This is a genomic window from Streptomyces sp. NPDC055140 (assembly GCF_053607285.1).
On sequence record NZ_JBSGTG010000019.1, the window covers coordinates 22,547 to 37,963 of the forward strand.

Genomic DNA, 15,417 nt, shown 5'->3' on the forward strand with positions numbered 1-15,417 from the left:
TGCGCTGTCACGCCGCGTCGACGTCCGCATCCCACACTCCCCTCCAACCGGTTCCACCAGCCAAGCACTTCCAGGAGTGACAGCACGCCATGAAGTACCCCATCGCCCATGAGGCCGCCCGGACCCCGCTGAGGATCCACAACGCCCGCCTCGTCGACGGCACGGGCGCGTCCCCGGTGGACGACGCCGTCGTGCTCGTGGACGCCGAAGGGATCATCACCTACGCGGGCCCCGCCGCGGAAGCTCCCGAGACCGCTGTCCGGAACACAGGCCCGCAGGTGCGGACCGTCGACGCCGGCGGCCGCACCCTGCTGCCCGGCTTCTTCGACTGCCACGTCCACATGTCCTACGCCCACGGCGCGCACCCGGGCCGCCGCGGTGAGCTCGACCGGGTCCTGGTCACCCTCGACACCGCCGGCCGCCTGAAGGAGACCCTCGACGCGGGCATCACCACCGTCCGCGACCTGGCCGGTCTCGCCGCCGGCTACCGCACCGCCGTCGAGACCGGGCGCATCGTCGGGCCCCGCATCCAGACCGCCGTCCGGGTCATCAGCCACACCGGTGGCCACGGCGACGTCCGGCTGGCCGACGGCACGGACCTCAGCGACGGCATGTCCGAACTGGCCGACACCGCCGACGAGGCCCGCCTCGCCGTGCGCCGGGTCATCCGCGAGGGCGCCGACCTGGTGAAGGTCTGCGCCACCGGTGGCATGGGCAGCCCGTACGACCAGCCCGACGACGAGGGCCTGACGGAGGAGGAGATCCGGTCGGTCGTCGACGAGGCGCGGCGGCACGGCGGCAAGCCGGTGGCCGCGCACGCACAGGGCAACGCGGGCATCCTCAACGCCCTGCGCGGCGGCGTCACCAGCATCGAGCACGGCTACGGGATCGACGACCGGGCACTGGACCTGGCGGGCGAGCGCGGTGCGTTCCTCGTCCCGACCCTGTCCACGGTCTACGCCGGGATCAACAAGGACACCATGCCGGACTACCACTATCAGAAGAAGGTCCGCTGGTCCGGCATCACCAAGGAGAACATCGCCCACGCCATCGAGCAGGGCGCCCGCATCGCGATGGGCACGGACGCCGCCGTCGGCCCGCACGGCGTGAACCTCATGGAGCTGTCCTACCTGGTCGACCTGGGCATGTCGCCGATGGACGCGATCGTCGCGGGGACCCGCACCTCGGCCGAACTCCTCGGTGTGGACGACCGGTTGGGCACGGTGACCGCCGGACGCAGCGCCGATCTGGTCCTGTGCGCAGGCGACCCGCTGACCGACATCGACATCCTCGGCGACCCTGCGAACATCGTCTGCGTCGTCCAGGACGGCGTGGTGCGCAAGGATCTGCTCGGCCTCGACGACGAAAGGCGGCCCTGATGCCACCAGTCACGGAACTGCCCGCCCCCGCGCCGAGCCACGACGGTGAGAAGCGGCAGGGCATCGACCGGGTGCTCGCCTTCATCGAACGGGCGGGCAACGCGCTGCCCAACCCGATCGTCCTGTTCACCGGCCTCTTCGTGCTTCTCGCCGTCATCTCCACCGCGTTCGCGCTCGCCGATGTGTCGGTCACCGTCCCGGGAACGGACGAAACCCGGCAGATCGCCGGCCTCTTCACCGGTGAGGGGGTCCGCTGGCTGGTGGAGAACCTGGTCACCAACTTCGCGACGTTCCCGCCCGTCGCCGCCGTGCTCCTGATGATCATGGCGGTCGGGCTCGCGGAGAAGGCGGGGCTTCTGGAGACGGTGATGCGGGCAACACTGTCCCGCGCACCGCGCGCGCTGCTGCCCTACCTGGTGGCCCTGGTCGCGTGTCAGGCCCACATGATGAGCGACGTCGCGGCCATCGTGCTGCCGCCGCTCGCGGCCGTCGTCTTCAAGAACGCGGGCCGGCATCCGGTGGCCGGCCTGATCGGCGGCTTCGCCTGCGTCACCGCGGGCTACGCCGCCGGGTTCACCATCGGCTCCCTCGACGCCCTCTACATCGGCATCACCCAGCAGGCGGCCGCCGTCCTGCCGGGCGGCGCCGACCTCGACCTCAACCTGCTCGTCAACTACTTCTTCACCGCGTCCAGCAGCCTGCTCCTCGGCCTGCTCGGCGGCTTCCTCATCAGCCGCGTCCTCGAACCACGGCTGCCGGCATACGAGTTGATCGAGAAGCCGGACGAGGACCTGTCCCTCACGCCGGTGCAGCGGCGCGGCCTGCTCGTGACGGGCCTGTCCGTAGCCGCGTACGCGGCCGTGATGCTGTCCCTGTGGCTGCCCGCCGGCGCTCCTCTGCGCGGCAAGGGCGGAGCCCTCGTCCCGTCCCCGTTCCTGTCCGGCATCGTGCCCGTCCTGTTCGGGGCGTTCCTGATAGCCGGGCTCGTCTACGGCATCACGACCAAGGCCGTCGAGGGCGCGGACGGCGTGGTGACGGCGATGACCGACTCCGTGAAGAGCATGGCGGGCTATATCGTCCTCATGTTCGTCGCCGCCCAGGTCATCGCCCTGTTCAACTGGTCCAACGTCGGCGTCCTGCTCGCCGTCAAGGCCGCGGCCGGCCTCAACTCCGTCGGTCTGACGGGCTTCTGGGCCCTGCTCGGCTTCGTCCTGCTGGTGTCTTTCCTCAACCTCTTCGTGGTCTCCGGGTCCGCGCTGTGGTCCCTCGTCGGGCCGGTCTTCGTCCCGGCGTTCATGCTCCTCGGCATGAGCCCCGCGGTCAGCCAGGCCGCGTTCCGCATCGGTGACTCGGCCACCGCCGTCGTCACCCCGATGAACACCTACCTGTTCCTCCTCCTCGCACTGCTGCGCCAGTACGAACCCGAGGCGCGCCTGGGCACGTTGATGTCCCGCCTTGCCATCTTCGTGGTGCCGTTCCTGGTGGTGTGGCTCGGGATCCTGGCCGTGTTCTACGGCTTCGACCTGCCGCTGGGGCCGGGAGCGCACATCGGCATGAAGTGACCAGTGCGCGAACGGAGGCGCCCTCACCGGAGATCTCCGGTGAGGGCGCCTTCGTGTGCAGTGAGGTACGGGCTCAGCCGCGGGCCACCCACTCCACGACGACCTCGGCGAACTCCTGGGGTACCTGCTCCGGCGCGGCCACATGCCCGTCGGACAGCACCCGGGTCCCGCAGCCGAGCGAGGCCGCGAACTTGTTCAGCGAGGGACGGGAGTAGTGGTCGTCGGGCGCGCACACCGCGAGGGTGCGGGCGGTGATGTGCGGCAGGCGCGTCTCCATTTCGTAGTGGCGTACCGCCACGTGGCCCTCCTCGACCCGGTCGAGGACGGTCAGCGCGTCGACGACGTACCGGTTGAGCGCCGCCTCCTCCCCCGCCCGGTAGAAGCCGCGCCGCTTGTCCCACAGCTCTTGAAGGTGCGAGCCGTCAGGTGCGGGGTCGACGTGGTCGATGCGCCCGTGCCCACCCGCCGTGCGCCGCTTCTCCTCGTCGACGAACGGCGTCGCCGACAGGAGCAGGCTCGCCACGCGGTCCTGGAACCGCGCCGCCAGCTCGACGGCGATGACCCCGCCCGTGTGGTGCCCGACGAGGTGGAAGCGGTCGAGCCCCAGCTCCTCGACGAGTTCGCCCGCGGCATCCGCGAACCGCTCGATGGAGTGCGGCCCCTGGGGCTTGGCGGAGGCCCCGTAGCCGAGGGTGTCCGGGGCGATCGCCCGGTGACCGGCGCCGACCAGGGGAAGGACGCCGAGGTACTCCGTCCAGGAGCGGGGTGTCTGGTGAAGCAGCAGCACCGGCTCGCCGGAGCCGGACTCCGCGTAGTGCAACTGCCCGAAGCGGCTGGGCACATAGCCCTTCCGCAGCGTGTTCGTGTCCGTCATCCGTGGGTCGCTTTCGTCACAGGGCCGGCAGCACCGAGGCACCGACGGCTTCGATCAGTTCGGTGGGCGGTTCGTACGAGCCGACGTGCTGGAGGAACACACCGCTCACGCCATCGGCGTACAGGGCGCGCAGCCGCCCCGCGATGTCGTCGGCGGTGCCGAACACGCAGAACTCCTCGGCGAACCGCAGGGCTGCCTCGTCACTGACCCACGCCGAGGTCACCTTGACGGCGGCCTCCCAGTCCTCGGCGTGCACCAGATCCGGGTACACGCCCTCGACGACATCGGGCACGGTGACGTCGATGCCTGCGAGAGCGAGGAAAGGCGCTCCGCCGTTCTGGGCGATCGAGGCGCAGATGGGCTTGATCTGCCGGGCCGCCGCCTCGATGTCGTCGGTCACCGCGCAGTACGCGGACACGGTCAGCGGCACCGTGCCCGCGTCGCGGCCCGCCGCCTCGGCACCCTCCCGCACCCGGGCAGTGGCGCCCGCCAGGGTGCGCGGCGAGACGCCGCTCAACAGGACGACGCCGTCGGCGACTTCACCGGCGAGCCGGAGGTTCCTCGGCCCGCTCGCCGCCATATGGAGCGGCACCTCGGGACGCGGGTCGCGCAGCCGGGAGCGCACCGCGCCCGCCGGGCCCTCGAAGTCCCACTCCTCGCCGTCCAGGAGGGCCCGCAGCAGGGCGAGGCCCTCACGCATCGCCGTGGTCGTGCTCCGGCGCAGGCCGACGGGCCCGACGGAGCTGTTGCCCACGCCGAGCCCGAGGGTGAACCGTCCCGGCGCGAGCTCCGCCACACTGCGTGCGGCGGAGGCGACGACGGCCGGATGGCGGGTGACCAGGTTCGTCACCGCTGTGCCGAGGCCGATGCGTTCGGTGCCGAGAGCGGCGGCGGTCAGGGTGGTGAACACGTCCCGCCACAGGAGCTGGGAGTCCGGGAACCACGCGTCGTCGAAGCCGTGCGCCTCGGCCCTGCGCACGATCTCGACGATCCGGTCGGCACGATCACAGGGAGGGATGCGGATGCCTACCCTCAACTTGCCCGGAGTGGCGCTCACTTGGTGTCCGGGGCGGCCGGGTTGCCGGTCAGGTCGAGGGCGATGTCGGTAATCATGTCCTCCTGGCCGCCGACCAGACCGCGGGCGCCCACCTCGACCAGGATCGCCCGGGTGTCGAGGCCGTACCGCTCCGCCGCCGCTTCGGCATGGCGCAGGAAACTGGAGTACGCACCCGCGTAGCCCAGGCTCAGGGTTTCGCGGTCGACGCGGACCGGGCGGTCCTGCAGGGGACGTACGAGATCGTCGGCGGCGTCCATCAGCGGGAACAGGGCACAGCCGTGCTCCCAGCCCATCAGGTCGGCGACCGCGATGAACGCCTCCAGCGGACAGTTGCCGGCGCCTGCGCCCATGCCGGCGAGCGAGGCGTCGACACGGGTTACGCCGTTCTCGACGGCGACGACCGAATTGGCCACGCCCAGACCGAGATTGTGGTGGGCGTGGATGCCAAGGCCGGTGTCGGGGTCGAGGACCTCGCGGTAGGCGCGCAGCCGGTCGCGGACGCCGTCCATGGTGAGACGGCCACCGGAGTCGGTGACATACACGCAGTGCGCGCCGTACGACTCCATGAGCTTGGCCTGGCGGGCGAGTTCGGCGGACTCGGCCATGTGGGACATCATCAGGAATCCCGCCACGTCCATGCCCAACTCGCGTGCGGCACCGATGTGCTGGGCGGAGATGTCGGCCTCGGTGCAGTGCGTGGCGACGCGCACCGAACGGATGCCCAGCGCGTGCGCCTGCTTGAGGTCCTGGACGGTGCCGATGCCGGGCAGCAGCAGGGTGGTGGGGATCGCCTCCTGGACCGAGTCGACGACCGCCTCGATCCAGTCCCAGTCGGTGTGGGCGCCGACACCGTAGGTCACGCTGGAGCCCGCCAGGCCGTCGCCGTGCGAGACCTCGACGGCGCGCACCCCGGCCGTGTCGAGGGCGGCGGCGATGGTGCGGGCCTGCTCGACGGTGTAACGGTGGCGGATGGCGTGCATGCCGTCCCGCAGGGTCACGTCCTGGACGTACAGGCTGGTCACTTGGCGGCCTCCGTCGCGTGGTGCGCGGCCAGGCGCTCCGCCGTGCGGAGTGCGGCCGAGGTCATGATGTCGAGGTTGCCCGCGTAGGCGGGAAGGTAGTGGGCTGCGCCCTCGACTTCGAGGTACACGGACACCTTCACGGGTGCGTCCGCGCCGGACGGGACGAGCGTGCGCAGCGGGTCGTCGTCGGCGACGCGGTCGAACTGCACCTTCTGCTTGAGCCGGTAGCCGGGCACGTACGCCTGGACGCGGCCGACCATCTCCTCGATGGACGCGGTGACGGCGGCTTCGTCGCACGCGCCGCCGACCAGGCAGTGCACCGTGTCCCGCATGATGAGCGGCGGTTCGGCCGGGTTGAGGACGATGATCGCCTTGCCACGGGCCGCGCCGCCGACCTGCTCGATCGCGTGAGAGGTGGTCTCGGTGAACTCGTCGATGTTGGCGCGGGTGCCGGGCCCGGCCGAACGCGACGCGATGGACGCGACGATCTCGCCGTAGTGCACGGGCGTGACCGCGTTGACGGCGGCGACCATGGGAATGGTGGCCTGGCCGCCGCAGGTGACCATGTTGACGTTCGGGGCGTCCAGGTGGGCGTCGCCGTTGACCGGCGGCACCACATAGGGGCCGAGCGCGGCCGGGGTGAGGTCGATGAGGGTGCGGCCCAGCGGGCGCAGCACCTCGTCGTGGTGACGGTGTGCGCCGGCAGATGTGGCGTCGAAGACGTACTCCACGTCGGCGAACTCATCCATCTTGACCAGGCCTTCGACGCCCTCGTGCGTGGTGGCGACCTTGAGGCGGCGGGCGCGGGCGAGGCCGTCGGAGTCCGGGTCGATGCCGGCCATGGCGGCGATCTCCAGGCTCTCGGAGAGCCGCAATATCTTGATCATCAGGTCGGTGCCGATGTTGCCCGACCCGATGACAGCGACTTTGGTACGGGTACTGCTCATGCGGTCTCTCCTTCTTGCTCGAACGTCACGCTGATACGGCCGAATTGGCTGATGCGCGCCTCGAAACGGTCACCGGGCGACGCGACCGCCATCGGCCCGAGCGCTCCCGTGAGCACGACGTCCCCGGCGCGCAACGGGTCCCCCGCCGCGGCCAGCGTCGAGGCAAGCCAGGCGGCGGCGTTGAGCGGGCCGCCGAGGCAGTCGGCGCCCGTTCCCTCGGACACCGGTTCCGCCGCGCCGTCGCGCGTCATCGTCATCCGTACGGCCCGCAGGTCCAGGCCCGACAGCGGCACGGGCGTGCCGCCGAGCACGTACAGGCCGCTGGAGGCGTTGTCGGCGACGGTGTCGACGATGGTGATGTCCCAGTCGGCGTTGCGGCTGTCCACGATCTCCAGCGCGGCGAGAGCGAAGTCGGTCGCCCGGATCACGTCCGCCACCGTGCAGTCGCGGTGCGGCAGATCCGATCCGAGCACGAGGGCGACCTCGGCCTCCACCTTCGGCTGGATGAGCCGCCCGGCCGGGACGGTGCCGCCGTCCGGGACCGCCATGTCGGCGAAGAGCGTGCCGAAGTCCGGTTGTCCGACGCCGAGTTGGGCCTGGACTGCGGGCGAGGTGAGTCCGATCTTACGCCCGGCGATCCGTCGCCCCGCCGCGAGTCCGCGCTCGACGTTGACGCGCTGCACCGCGTACGCGGCGTCGAGGTCCCCGTCGGCGAGCAGGGAGCGTACGGGCGGGCAGGCGATGCCCGACCGCTCGGCGGCGAGCAGCGCGTCCGCCGCCTTGGTCACGTCGGCGGCGCTCATCGGGCACTCACCAGTGCCGTGTCGATGCCCACCGGGCTGAGCCCGTTCGCCCCGCCGGGCGAGCCGAGCGCGGTGTCCCGCCCCGGCAGGACGTCCACGAAGAAGCGCCGGTTGTCCTCGCGGAAGTCCGGGTCGGCTTTGCGGTCGACGGTGATCGCCTGCTCGGGGCAGGCCACTTCGCACGCCCCGCAGTCGATGCACTCCATCGGGTTGATGTAGAGCTTCCGCTCGCCCTCGTAGATGCAGTCGACCGGGCATTCCTCCATGCAGGACCGGTCCATGATGTCGACGCAGGACGCGCCGATGACGTACGCCATGACTGTCAGTGCTCCTTCTCCGTGGAGTGCCCGGGGAACAGGGCGGCCTCCGGATCGATGACGGTGGCCGCGTTGTTGACGGCGGTGGCGGCCTCGCCGAAGCCGACCGAGATCAGCCGGACCTTGCCCGGGTAGTCGGTGATGTCGCCCGCGGCGAACACGCGGGGCAGGTTGGTGGCCATCCGGGTGTCGACCGTGATCTTCCGGGCCTGGAGGTCGAGCCCCCAGTGCTGCAAGGGGCCGAGGTCCGCGAGGAAGCCGAGCGCCGCGACGACCGTGCCGGCCTGCACCAGACGGGTCTCCTTGGTCGTGCGGTGCCGGATCTCCGCCTGCTCCACCCGGTCGCCGCCCATGAGGCGGCTCACCTCGCTGTCGGTGACGATCTCCACGCCGAGGGCGCGGACCTTCTCGACGGACGCGGCGTGCGCGCGGAAGCGGGCGGTGCGGTGGACCAGAGTCACCGAACGGGCGATCGGCGCGAGGAGGGCCGCCCAGTCGAAGGCGCTGTCGCCGCCGCCGACGACCACCACGTCCTTGTCCGCGTGCACGGACGGGTCCGGCACGAAGTACTCCAGGCCCCGGCCGAGGAAGTCCTCCCCGGCGGGCAGCGGCCGCGGCGTGAACGTTCCCACGCCGCCGGTGATGACGACGGCCCGCGCACGCACCGCCGTCCCCTGGTCGGTGCGGACGACCGGACAGCCGTCGGATTCGTGCGTCAGCTCGGCGGCCCGGTGGCCGAGCAGGTAGTGGGGCGCGTACGGCTCGGCCTGGGCGACGAGACCGTCCACCAGGTCGCGGCCGCGCACGGAGAGGAACCCGGCGATGTCGAAGATCGGCTTCTCCGGGTACATCGCGCTGATCTGCCCGCCGAGCTGCGGCAGGACATCCATGACGGTGACGTCCAGGCCGCGGAAGCCCGCGTAGTAGGCGCCGTAGAGGCCGGCCGGACCGGCGCCGATGATCAGGACGTCGGTGTCCTCGACGTCGTCGGATTCGCCGGTGGCGTCGGTGAGTTGGCTCATGGTCGCCGAGCGTAAGAAGAACGGGCGGTCCTACCTACGGAGTCGTTCCGGTGAGCAGGACGGTGCCGAGCCGAAGGAGAACGAACGTAGGGAGGGGGCCCGCCGAGCGGCGGGCCCCCTCCCTACGTTCGCGACGCTCAGGCCAGCGATCGCCCGATGCCGAGCGCCGCGGTCCGCAGCGCCGCCGCGTGCCCGGCCGCGTCCATCCGGTACGTGGGCGCCGTGATGGACAGCGCGCCCACCAGGCTGGTCCGCCCGGCGAACACCGGTACGGCCAGGCTCGCGTACCCGAGCCGGATCTCCTCGCTCTCCAGGGCGATGCCCTCCTCCCGGATCCGGTCGAGCTGGGCACGCAGCCGGCCGGGCGAGACGACCGTGTGCCGGGTGACCGGCTTGAGACCGCCCCGCACCACGTCGACGAAGAGCGACGGCGGCGAGTGCGCCAGGATCGCCTTGCCCGTCCCCGTGCAGTACAGAGGGAGCCGGCCCGCCACCCGGGACTCGGCGTTCAGCCCGCGGTGCGGGAAGATCTTGTCCAGGTAGACGACGTCCAGGCTGTCGTGGATGGCGAAGTGGATGGTCTCCCGGGTGATCAGAAGCAGATCCTCCATGTACGGCTGCACGGCCTCGCGCAGGATCCGCTGCCGGTGCACCCGCTGCCCCAACTCGAACAGGCGCAGTCCGAGCCGGTAGTCGCACCCCTCCCGCTCCAGCAGCCCCCAGGTGACGAGCTCCTGCGCGAGCCGGTGCACCGTGGCCTTGGCGACCCCCGACCGGCGCACCAGCTCGGCCAGCGGGAGTGCGCTGTCGTCGGCGGTGAAAGCCTCCAGGATCGGGCGGACCTTGCCCAGGACGGAGTTCATCGGGTCGGTGCCGGACTCGACCTCTGGCTCCGGCTCGGCGGGGCGCCGGCCGAGCAGGAATCCGTGCGGCTGCGCGGGCGGGTGCCACCGCTCGACCATCGGCCCTCCCGCCTGGAGACTCATGCCCGCGGCCCGGATGCTATCCCCGTGTCCGCGTTCTCTTCGGACTTCGGATCGAGGACGGCGACCCCCATCCCGGTGAGCCACTCGGGCATCTGCTCGTACGCAAGGCGCCGCGCGGGCGCATGGTCGAGCGCGGCGGCCATCAGCAGCCACGTACGCAGCTCCTGAGCACCGTTGCCCGCCGCCTTCTCCAGTTCCTCGGTCGTGTACGCGGTGAGCTTGTGTGCCTCGCCGCGTTCGAGGAGCGTCAGGAACTCGTCGTCGAACTCCGGGGTGAGGGCGGCTTCGGCGGCCCGGATGATCTCGCGGCGGCGGGCGTCGTAGTCCTGCCAGTTCTCCCGGCCGTTCAGCCAGGCGCCGACCATGAACTCCTCGTCCTCGCCGTGCGGATCACGCCAGTCCGGCCACGGCAGCCGGTGCGAGAGCCCGCCCGAGCCGACCACCGCGACCCGCTGCTCGCCCGGGAACGCGAGCACGGCCTCGCGGATCGCCCGGCCCAGCTGCTCACACCGCTCAAGCGTCGGCAGCGGATGCGCGAAGACGTTCACCACCAGCGGCACGATCTCCACGTCCAGACCGTCGAGCAGGTACTGGATCGCATGCGACTGTCCGTGGTCGATCTGCAGGCGCGCGGAGAACGCCGCGTCGAAACGGCCGCCCTCCACCAAAGAGTCGGCGAGGTGCTGTGCGAGCGGCACGTCCACGGGCTGCGGGCCCTTCGGAGTGCCGGACTCGCCGCTCGCGACGCATTCGCCGACACCGAGCGTGAAGGCCGGGATCAGGTCGAGCCAGAACCCGCGGAAGTGATTGGAGCCGACCAGGACGACGGTGTCGGGCCGGGCCTTCGCCAGCTCGTCGCGTGCCGTGGCGAGCGCGTCGCGGAAGCGTTCGGCACGGTCCTTGTGGAAGGTCTCCTCCCAGTGCGTGTTCATCAGGGTGCTGTGGGAGGCCCCCACGCCGAGCACGATCTCGGTCATGCCGTTGCTCCTTCCTGCGCTTCGCGGGATTGCAGCTCGGTGCGGGAGCGGGTCACGGTGTCGACGGCCGTCCGGATCAGATGGCGGGTCAGTTTCTTCATCTCCCGTACGGAGACGGTGTTCATGCCACGGGCGAAGTCGATGTCGAAAGGCGCATCGGTCACCTTCGGCATGCCCACGCGCACTGTCGGGATGCCACGCCCGCGCAGGATGTTCGCGTCGGTCGCCCCGCTGTTACCGCCCACGACTTCGTGCGGGCGGCCCTCGAAGGCCTCCCACCCCGCGGCCGCGCTGCGGAAGACCCAGCTCTCGCGGCTGGTCCGCGTGCCGGGGATCGCCAGGATCATCTCCACGGTGGCGTCGAGGCCGGGCGACTTCCGCTTCAACTCATCCACTGCGGCGGTGAATTCACGCTTGGCCTGCATCGGAGGCGTGTCCGGGCTGATCCGCAGATCGACGCGCAGGGTGCAGACGGCCGGCGTCACCGCGGCCATCCGCGGCCAGCCGCCGCGCATCGACGCGACGATGCCCTGCGGGGCGACGGTGCCGCAGGTGTGCCGCTCGGCGTACCCGACGAACCACTCCTCCAGATGCCGTACGACGTCACCGGCCCGGTCGATCGCGTTGTCGTACGGGAGCCGGTGGCGCGAGCCCGCGTACGTGTGGGTGCCGTGGACCGTCACCTCGAACCACACGAGGCCGACCTCGTCCCATGACACCGTCCACCCCGGCTTGGCGATGACCGCGTAATCGGTCCACACACCCTGTTCGAGAAGGAAGGAACAGCCCGTGCCCTGACCGGTGTTGAGGCGGTCGCTGCCCGGCCGGGCGTTGGTCGGCATGCCGCCCGCGCCGAACGCGGCGACCAGGTCCCCGGTGAGCGGGATGCCGGCCAGTGAGATCGCCTCGGCGGCCATCATCACGCAGGCCGCGTGGCCCTTGGGGTTGGAGGCGCCGAGGCCCGTCACCAGGTCGTCGTGGACGGTGGCCCGCGGACGCATGTCCTCGCGAAGCTCAGGACCGATCCACGGCAGGTCCTCGCTCTCCTCGCCCACCGTGAGGGTGTCGATGGGGGCGTAGAGCATCAGGTCGGGCCCCGTGCCGTCACCTTCGAGCCGGGCCCAGGCATTCGCCTGCCGCCCGTCGACCGGCTGGCAGGCCGCGCGCAGGCCGACGGACGCGAGCGTGGCGGCGATGTGCTCGGCGAGCGGCCGTTCGTCACCGGTCGGGCTCGGGATACCGACCAGGCCCACGATCAGGTCGCGCAGCCGCTCGTCGGTGACGTGCTGCCAGGCCTCCTGAGCCCAGGCGCGACGCTGCTCGTCGAGCCCCGCGAGACCGTCGGCGCTCACTGGTTGACCCGGTGGACTTGGGTCATCGTGGTCCGCGCGAAGCGCTTCTTCGCGCGCGGCAGAGCCACGGCGATCGCGGCGCCGACCAGGAGCTTGAGCAGGGTGCGGGCCATGGTCAGGCCTCCTCTTCCGTTGCGGCGGGTCCGGTGACTCCGGCCGCGGCGAGCTTCTTGTCGTACTCCTCCTCGCTGAGGTTCCGCCAGGCGGTCAGCGAGACGTCGGGGCGGTAGAGCTTCTCCGGGGGCGCGTCGGTCACGTCGACCATCCAGGCGTCCTGGCCGGAGAACTCGCCGTGGAACAGCCAGCGGATGGCGCCCAGGTACTTGCCGTAGAAGCGGAGGGTCTCCCAGCCCTGCGTGAAGTTGACCATCACGCCGACGTAGCGGTGGTTGTCGGCGTCCACCGGGACGTAGAACTCGTAGTGGATGAACTTTGGGTACGCGATGCGCAGCACGCCGGGCATCGACAGGGACGCGAAGCCGGGGAACTCCTGGGCCTCGATCACCGGGTCGACGGCGTCGGCCTTGCCGGTGTTGCCGAGGTTGAACGTCTCCTTGGGCGGCTGCTTCTTCCACCACCGCTTGTTGGACCACCGTCCGACGCCCGGGAAGTCGGCATCCCAGTGGACCTCGTCCTGCACGCGGTAGATCCAGCGGCCCTGCGGCACGATCCGGGTGATGTTCCAGGTCGGCATCGGCTTGAAGAGGCGCCAGAGCGCTGTCCGGTGCAGGTACTTGGCGTGCCCTTCGTCGAAGCCGTTCTCACAGGCGAACCGCCAGTTGCCGCCGCGCGGCTCGATGCGGCCACCCATCACAAAGGCGTTCGAGACCAGCTCCTCGGGCAGCTGCTCGTCGATCGGGTGCGGCGCCTCGTCGGTGACCGGGATGTACACCCAGACCATGCCGAGCCGCTCCTCGACCGCGAACGTACGCACGCCGAGCTTGCCCGTGAGCCGGCAGCCGGGGCCGTCGGTGATGACCGCCGACAGCTTGCCCGTGGGCAGGTCGAAGGTCCAGCCGTGGTATGGACAGCTGACGGTGCCGGGGAACTGCTGATCGCCCTCCGAGAGCGGGACACCGCGGTGCGGGCAGCGGTTGTGCAGCGCGTACGCCGTGCCGCCGTCGCGGATCAGCGTGATCTTCTCACCGCAGATCGTGAACGGGAGGGGCTTCTCGGTGATGTGGGTCGACCAGGTCACCGGGTACCAGTACCCGCGGAACCCGGACGCCGCCTTGTCGTAGTGGGGCCAGGACGACCAGTCCTGCCGGCCGATCTTGTCGGCGGCCGCGCGCCGCGGCCGGGCCGCCCCCTTGACGGGCTCCTTGACGGTCCCCTTGGCGGGTTCCTTCGCGGCGGGGGCTTGCTCACTCGTCGTCATCTCGCCATGGCCTCCTGCTCCTGCGCTGCTGTTCGTCGTGCGGCACGAGCATCCGGCGCGGCGCGGCGTCCGCCTATGGGCCTGTTCCGGTGAGCGGACCGTGACCAGGGTGGACCGGTCAGCGAACCGCCGCCCTTGTTCGCCGGATCGCTGGCGGACAGCATCCGCCCATGAAGCGCATGACGATGACGATCCCCGCCCTCGTCGACGCGGCGGCCGAACGCCACGGCGAGAGGACCTTCCTCACCATCGACGGGGCCCGGCGCACCTACGCGCAGACGCGCACGGCCGCGGCCACCATGGCGGGCGCGCTGGCGGCCCGGGGCTGCCGCCCGGGGGACCGGGTCGCCGCGCTGCTGTCCAACCGCGTCGAAATGACCGACCTGGTCCTCGGCTGTGCCTGGCTCGGCGCGGTCGTGGTGCCGCTGAACACGGCGCTGCACGGGCGGCTGCTGCGCCATGCGCTGCGCGAGGCCGATCCGCAATTTCTTTACACAGAGCCGGAGTTGGCGAAGCGTGCGACGCAAGTGGGGTACGCGGGACAGGTATGGGTGGCCGGCTCCGGCGACGCGCCGGTGCCCGGGGCGTCAACGGAGCCGATCGACGCCTACCCGTCGCGGCCCGGCGACACCGCCGCCGTCCTCTTCACCTCCGGCACCACAGGCCCCTCGCGCGGGGTGCGCTGTCCGCACGCCCAGTTCGCCTGGTGGGGCCGGAACGTCGCCGACGCCCTCCGCCTCACCGCCGACGACACCCTCTACACGTGCCTGCCCCTCTTCCACACCAACGCCCTGCACGCGCTGGCGCAGGCGATGACAGTGGGGGCGCAGGTGGTGGTCGACCGTAAGTTCTCGGCCTCACGCCACTGGTCGCGGGCTGCGGAGACCGGCGCCACCTGCGTCTACGTTCTGGGCGCCATGGTGCCGATGCTGCTCGCGCAGCCGCCGGGACCCGGCGACGGCGCACACCGGGCCTGGCGCGGGCTCGGGCCGGGCACACCGGCAGCGCTGTGGGAGGTGTTCCGGGAGCGGTTCGGTGTCGCCCTCGTCGACGGATTCGGCTCCACGGAGACCAACCTCGTCATCGGCTCCGCCCCGGAGGACTGCCGCCCGGGGTACATGGGCACGGTGCGCGACGGCTTCGGGGCGAGGGTCGTCGGCGCGGACCTCTCACCGGTCCCGGACGGCACGCCCGGCGAACTCGTCGTCCGCACCGAGCAGCAACACGCTTTCGCCACGGGCTACTTGGGCGAGCCGGAGCCGTTGCCCGGCGCCTGGCGCCGGACCGGTGACCGGGTCGTCCGTGACCCCGACGGCTGGTTCCGCTTCGTCGACCGCCTCAAGGACTGCATCCGGCGGCGCGGCGAGAACATCTCCTCGTACGAGGTGGAGAGCGCGGTGCGCGCGTATCCCGCGGTCGCGGAGGTGGCGGCGTTTCCGGTCCCGTCGGAGCTGGCGGAGGACGAGGTGATGGTGGCGGTCGTGGCGCGCGCAGGCTCCGCCGTGGACCCGGCCGATCTTGTGCGGCACTGTGCGCTCGAGCTGCCTGCGTTTGCGGTGCCGCGGTATGTGGATGTGGTGGGGGCGTTGCCGCTCACAGAGACCGGGAAGGTTCGGAAAGGGGTGCTGCGGGAGCGGGGGGTGACGGAGGTGACGTGGGATCGGTACAGCAGCGAACTCGGTGGGTGAGGGTTGCCGGCCGGAGTGTGGGTGGCTTGTGGCTGGTCGCGCAGTTCCCCGCG

General features: G+C 71.2%; 14 protein-coding genes. 3 read left to right on the forward strand and 11 right to left on the reverse strand.

Translation table 11 applies throughout. From position 1 onward, the window contains the following. The first annotated feature begins 89 nt into the window (after positions 1–89). Together ACWFR4_RS30740 and ACWFR4_RS30745 are read left to right on the forward strand one after the other, a co-directional pair. Positions 90–1,379: an amidohydrolase family protein gene (locus ACWFR4_RS30740; RefSeq protein WP_453655470.1), complete on the forward strand. Its 1,290-nt coding sequence runs from the start codon at positions 90–92 to the stop codon at positions 1,377–1,379. Further along, a complete protein-coding gene (locus ACWFR4_RS30745) occupies positions 1,379–2,941 on the forward strand; it encodes an AbgT family transporter (protein WP_453655471.1) in 1,563 nt (520 codons plus the stop codon). The genes ACWFR4_RS30740 and ACWFR4_RS30745 overlap by 1 nt, the downstream gene beginning before the upstream one ends. 73 nt (positions 2,942–3,014) lie before the next feature. Here ACWFR4_RS30745 and ACWFR4_RS30750 read toward each other — a convergent pair whose 3' ends face one another. The 11 genes from ACWFR4_RS30750 to ACWFR4_RS30800 all read right to left on the reverse strand — a co-directional run bounded on the left by ACWFR4_RS30750 (position 3,015) and on the right by ACWFR4_RS30800 (position 13,676). Continuing rightward, positions 3,015–3,815: an alpha/beta fold hydrolase gene (locus ACWFR4_RS30750; protein WP_453655472.1), complete on the reverse strand. Its 801-nt coding sequence runs from the start codon at positions 3,813–3,815 to the stop codon at positions 3,015–3,017. A 16-nt stretch (positions 3,816–3,831) separates the two neighbouring features. Beyond that, entirely contained in the window at positions 3,832–4,872 is a 1,041-nt protein-coding gene (locus tag ACWFR4_RS30755; protein WP_453655473.1) for an LLM class flavin-dependent oxidoreductase, read from the reverse strand. Next, entirely contained in the window at positions 4,869–5,894 is a 1,026-nt protein-coding gene (dmpG, locus tag ACWFR4_RS30760; protein WP_453655474.1) for a 4-hydroxy-2-oxovalerate aldolase, read from the reverse strand. Before dmpG ends, ACWFR4_RS30755 begins: the two co-directional genes overlap by 4 nt. Next, positions 5,891–6,841: an acetaldehyde dehydrogenase (acetylating) gene (locus ACWFR4_RS30765; protein WP_453655475.1), complete on the reverse strand. Its 951-nt coding sequence runs from the start codon at positions 6,839–6,841 to the stop codon at positions 5,891–5,893. The genes dmpG and ACWFR4_RS30765 overlap by 4 nt, the downstream gene beginning before the upstream one ends. Beyond that, complete coding sequence (locus ACWFR4_RS30770) at positions 6,838–7,644, reverse strand: 2-keto-4-pentenoate hydratase (protein ID WP_453655476.1); 807 nt, start codon at positions 7,642–7,644, stop codon at positions 6,838–6,840. The genes ACWFR4_RS30765 and ACWFR4_RS30770 overlap by 4 nt, the downstream gene beginning before the upstream one ends. Then, entirely contained in the window at positions 7,641–7,961 is a 321-nt protein-coding gene (locus ACWFR4_RS30775; protein WP_453655477.1) for a 4Fe-4S dicluster domain-containing protein, read from the reverse strand. Before ACWFR4_RS30775 ends, ACWFR4_RS30770 begins: the two co-directional genes overlap by 4 nt. 5 nt (positions 7,962–7,966) lie before the next feature. Continuing rightward, positions 7,967–8,983: an NAD(P)/FAD-dependent oxidoreductase gene (locus ACWFR4_RS30780; RefSeq protein WP_453655478.1), complete on the reverse strand. Its 1,017-nt coding sequence runs from the start codon at positions 8,981–8,983 to the stop codon at positions 7,967–7,969. A gap of 137 nt (positions 8,984–9,120) precedes the next feature. Further along, positions 9,121–9,969, reverse strand: a complete 849-nt coding sequence (locus ACWFR4_RS30785) for an IclR family transcriptional regulator (RefSeq protein WP_453655479.1) — start codon at positions 9,967–9,969, stop codon at positions 9,121–9,123. Then, positions 9,966–10,946, reverse strand: a complete 981-nt coding sequence (locus ACWFR4_RS30790) for a DODA-type extradiol aromatic ring-opening family dioxygenase (RefSeq protein ID WP_453655480.1) — start codon at positions 10,944–10,946, stop codon at positions 9,966–9,968. Before ACWFR4_RS30790 ends, ACWFR4_RS30785 begins: the two co-directional genes overlap by 4 nt. After that, on the reverse strand, positions 10,943–12,298 hold the full coding sequence (locus ACWFR4_RS30795) for a M20 family metallopeptidase (RefSeq protein ID WP_453655481.1): 1,356 nt from the start codon (positions 12,296–12,298) through the stop codon (positions 10,943–10,945). The genes ACWFR4_RS30790 and ACWFR4_RS30795 overlap by 4 nt, the downstream gene beginning before the upstream one ends. Positions 12,299–12,413: 115 nt before the next feature. After that, a complete protein-coding gene (locus ACWFR4_RS30800; protein WP_453655482.1) occupies positions 12,414–13,676 on the reverse strand; it encodes an aromatic ring-hydroxylating oxygenase subunit alpha in 1,263 nt (420 codons plus the stop codon). A gap of 170 nt (positions 13,677–13,846) precedes the next feature. On the opposite strand from ACWFR4_RS30800, the gene ACWFR4_RS30805 reads away from it, so the two are divergent. Continuing rightward, positions 13,847–15,364 carry an AMP-binding protein gene (locus ACWFR4_RS30805; protein ID WP_453655483.1) on the forward strand — a complete coding sequence of 506 codons (1,518 nt, stop codon included), beginning with the start codon at positions 13,847–13,849 and terminating at the stop codon, positions 15,362–15,364. The last annotated feature ends 53 nt before the right edge of the window (positions 15,365–15,417 follow it).

Excerpts from the sequence above, each read along its gene's own strand:
- ACWFR4_RS30780 (WP_453655478.1), bottom strand. The coding sequence starts at position 8,983 with ATGAGCCAACTCACCGACGCCACCGGCGAATCCGACGACGTCGAGGAC.
- ACWFR4_RS30800 (WP_453655482.1), bottom strand. The coding sequence starts at position 13,676 with ATGACGACGAGTGAGCAAGCCCCCGCCGCGAAGGAACCCGCCAAGGGG.
- ACWFR4_RS30775 (WP_453655477.1), bottom strand. The coding sequence starts at position 7,961 with ATGGCGTACGTCATCGGCGCGTCCTGCGTCGACATCATGGACCGGTCC.
- ACWFR4_RS30785 (WP_453655479.1), bottom strand. The coding sequence starts at position 9,969 with ATGAGTCTCCAGGCGGGAGGGCCGATGGTCGAGCGGTGGCACCCGCCC.
- ACWFR4_RS30745 (WP_453655471.1), top strand. The coding sequence starts at position 1,379 with ATGCCACCAGTCACGGAACTGCCCGCCCCCGCGCCGAGCCACGACGGT.
- ACWFR4_RS30805 (WP_453655483.1), top strand. The coding sequence starts at position 13,847 with ATGAAGCGCATGACGATGACGATCCCCGCCCTCGTCGACGCGGCGGCC.
- ACWFR4_RS30750 (WP_453655472.1), bottom strand. The coding sequence starts at position 3,815 with ATGACGGACACGAACACGCTGCGGAAGGGCTATGTGCCCAGCCGCTTC.
- ACWFR4_RS30790 (WP_453655480.1), bottom strand. The coding sequence starts at position 10,946 with ATGACCGAGATCGTGCTCGGCGTGGGGGCCTCCCACAGCACCCTGATG.
- ACWFR4_RS30740 (WP_453655470.1), top strand. The coding sequence starts at position 90 with ATGAAGTACCCCATCGCCCATGAGGCCGCCCGGACCCCGCTGAGGATC.
- ACWFR4_RS30770 (WP_453655476.1), bottom strand. The coding sequence starts at position 7,644 with ATGAGCGCCGCCGACGTGACCAAGGCGGCGGACGCGCTGCTCGCCGCC.
- ACWFR4_RS30765 (WP_453655475.1), bottom strand. The coding sequence starts at position 6,841 with ATGAGCAGTACCCGTACCAAAGTCGCTGTCATCGGGTCGGGCAACATC.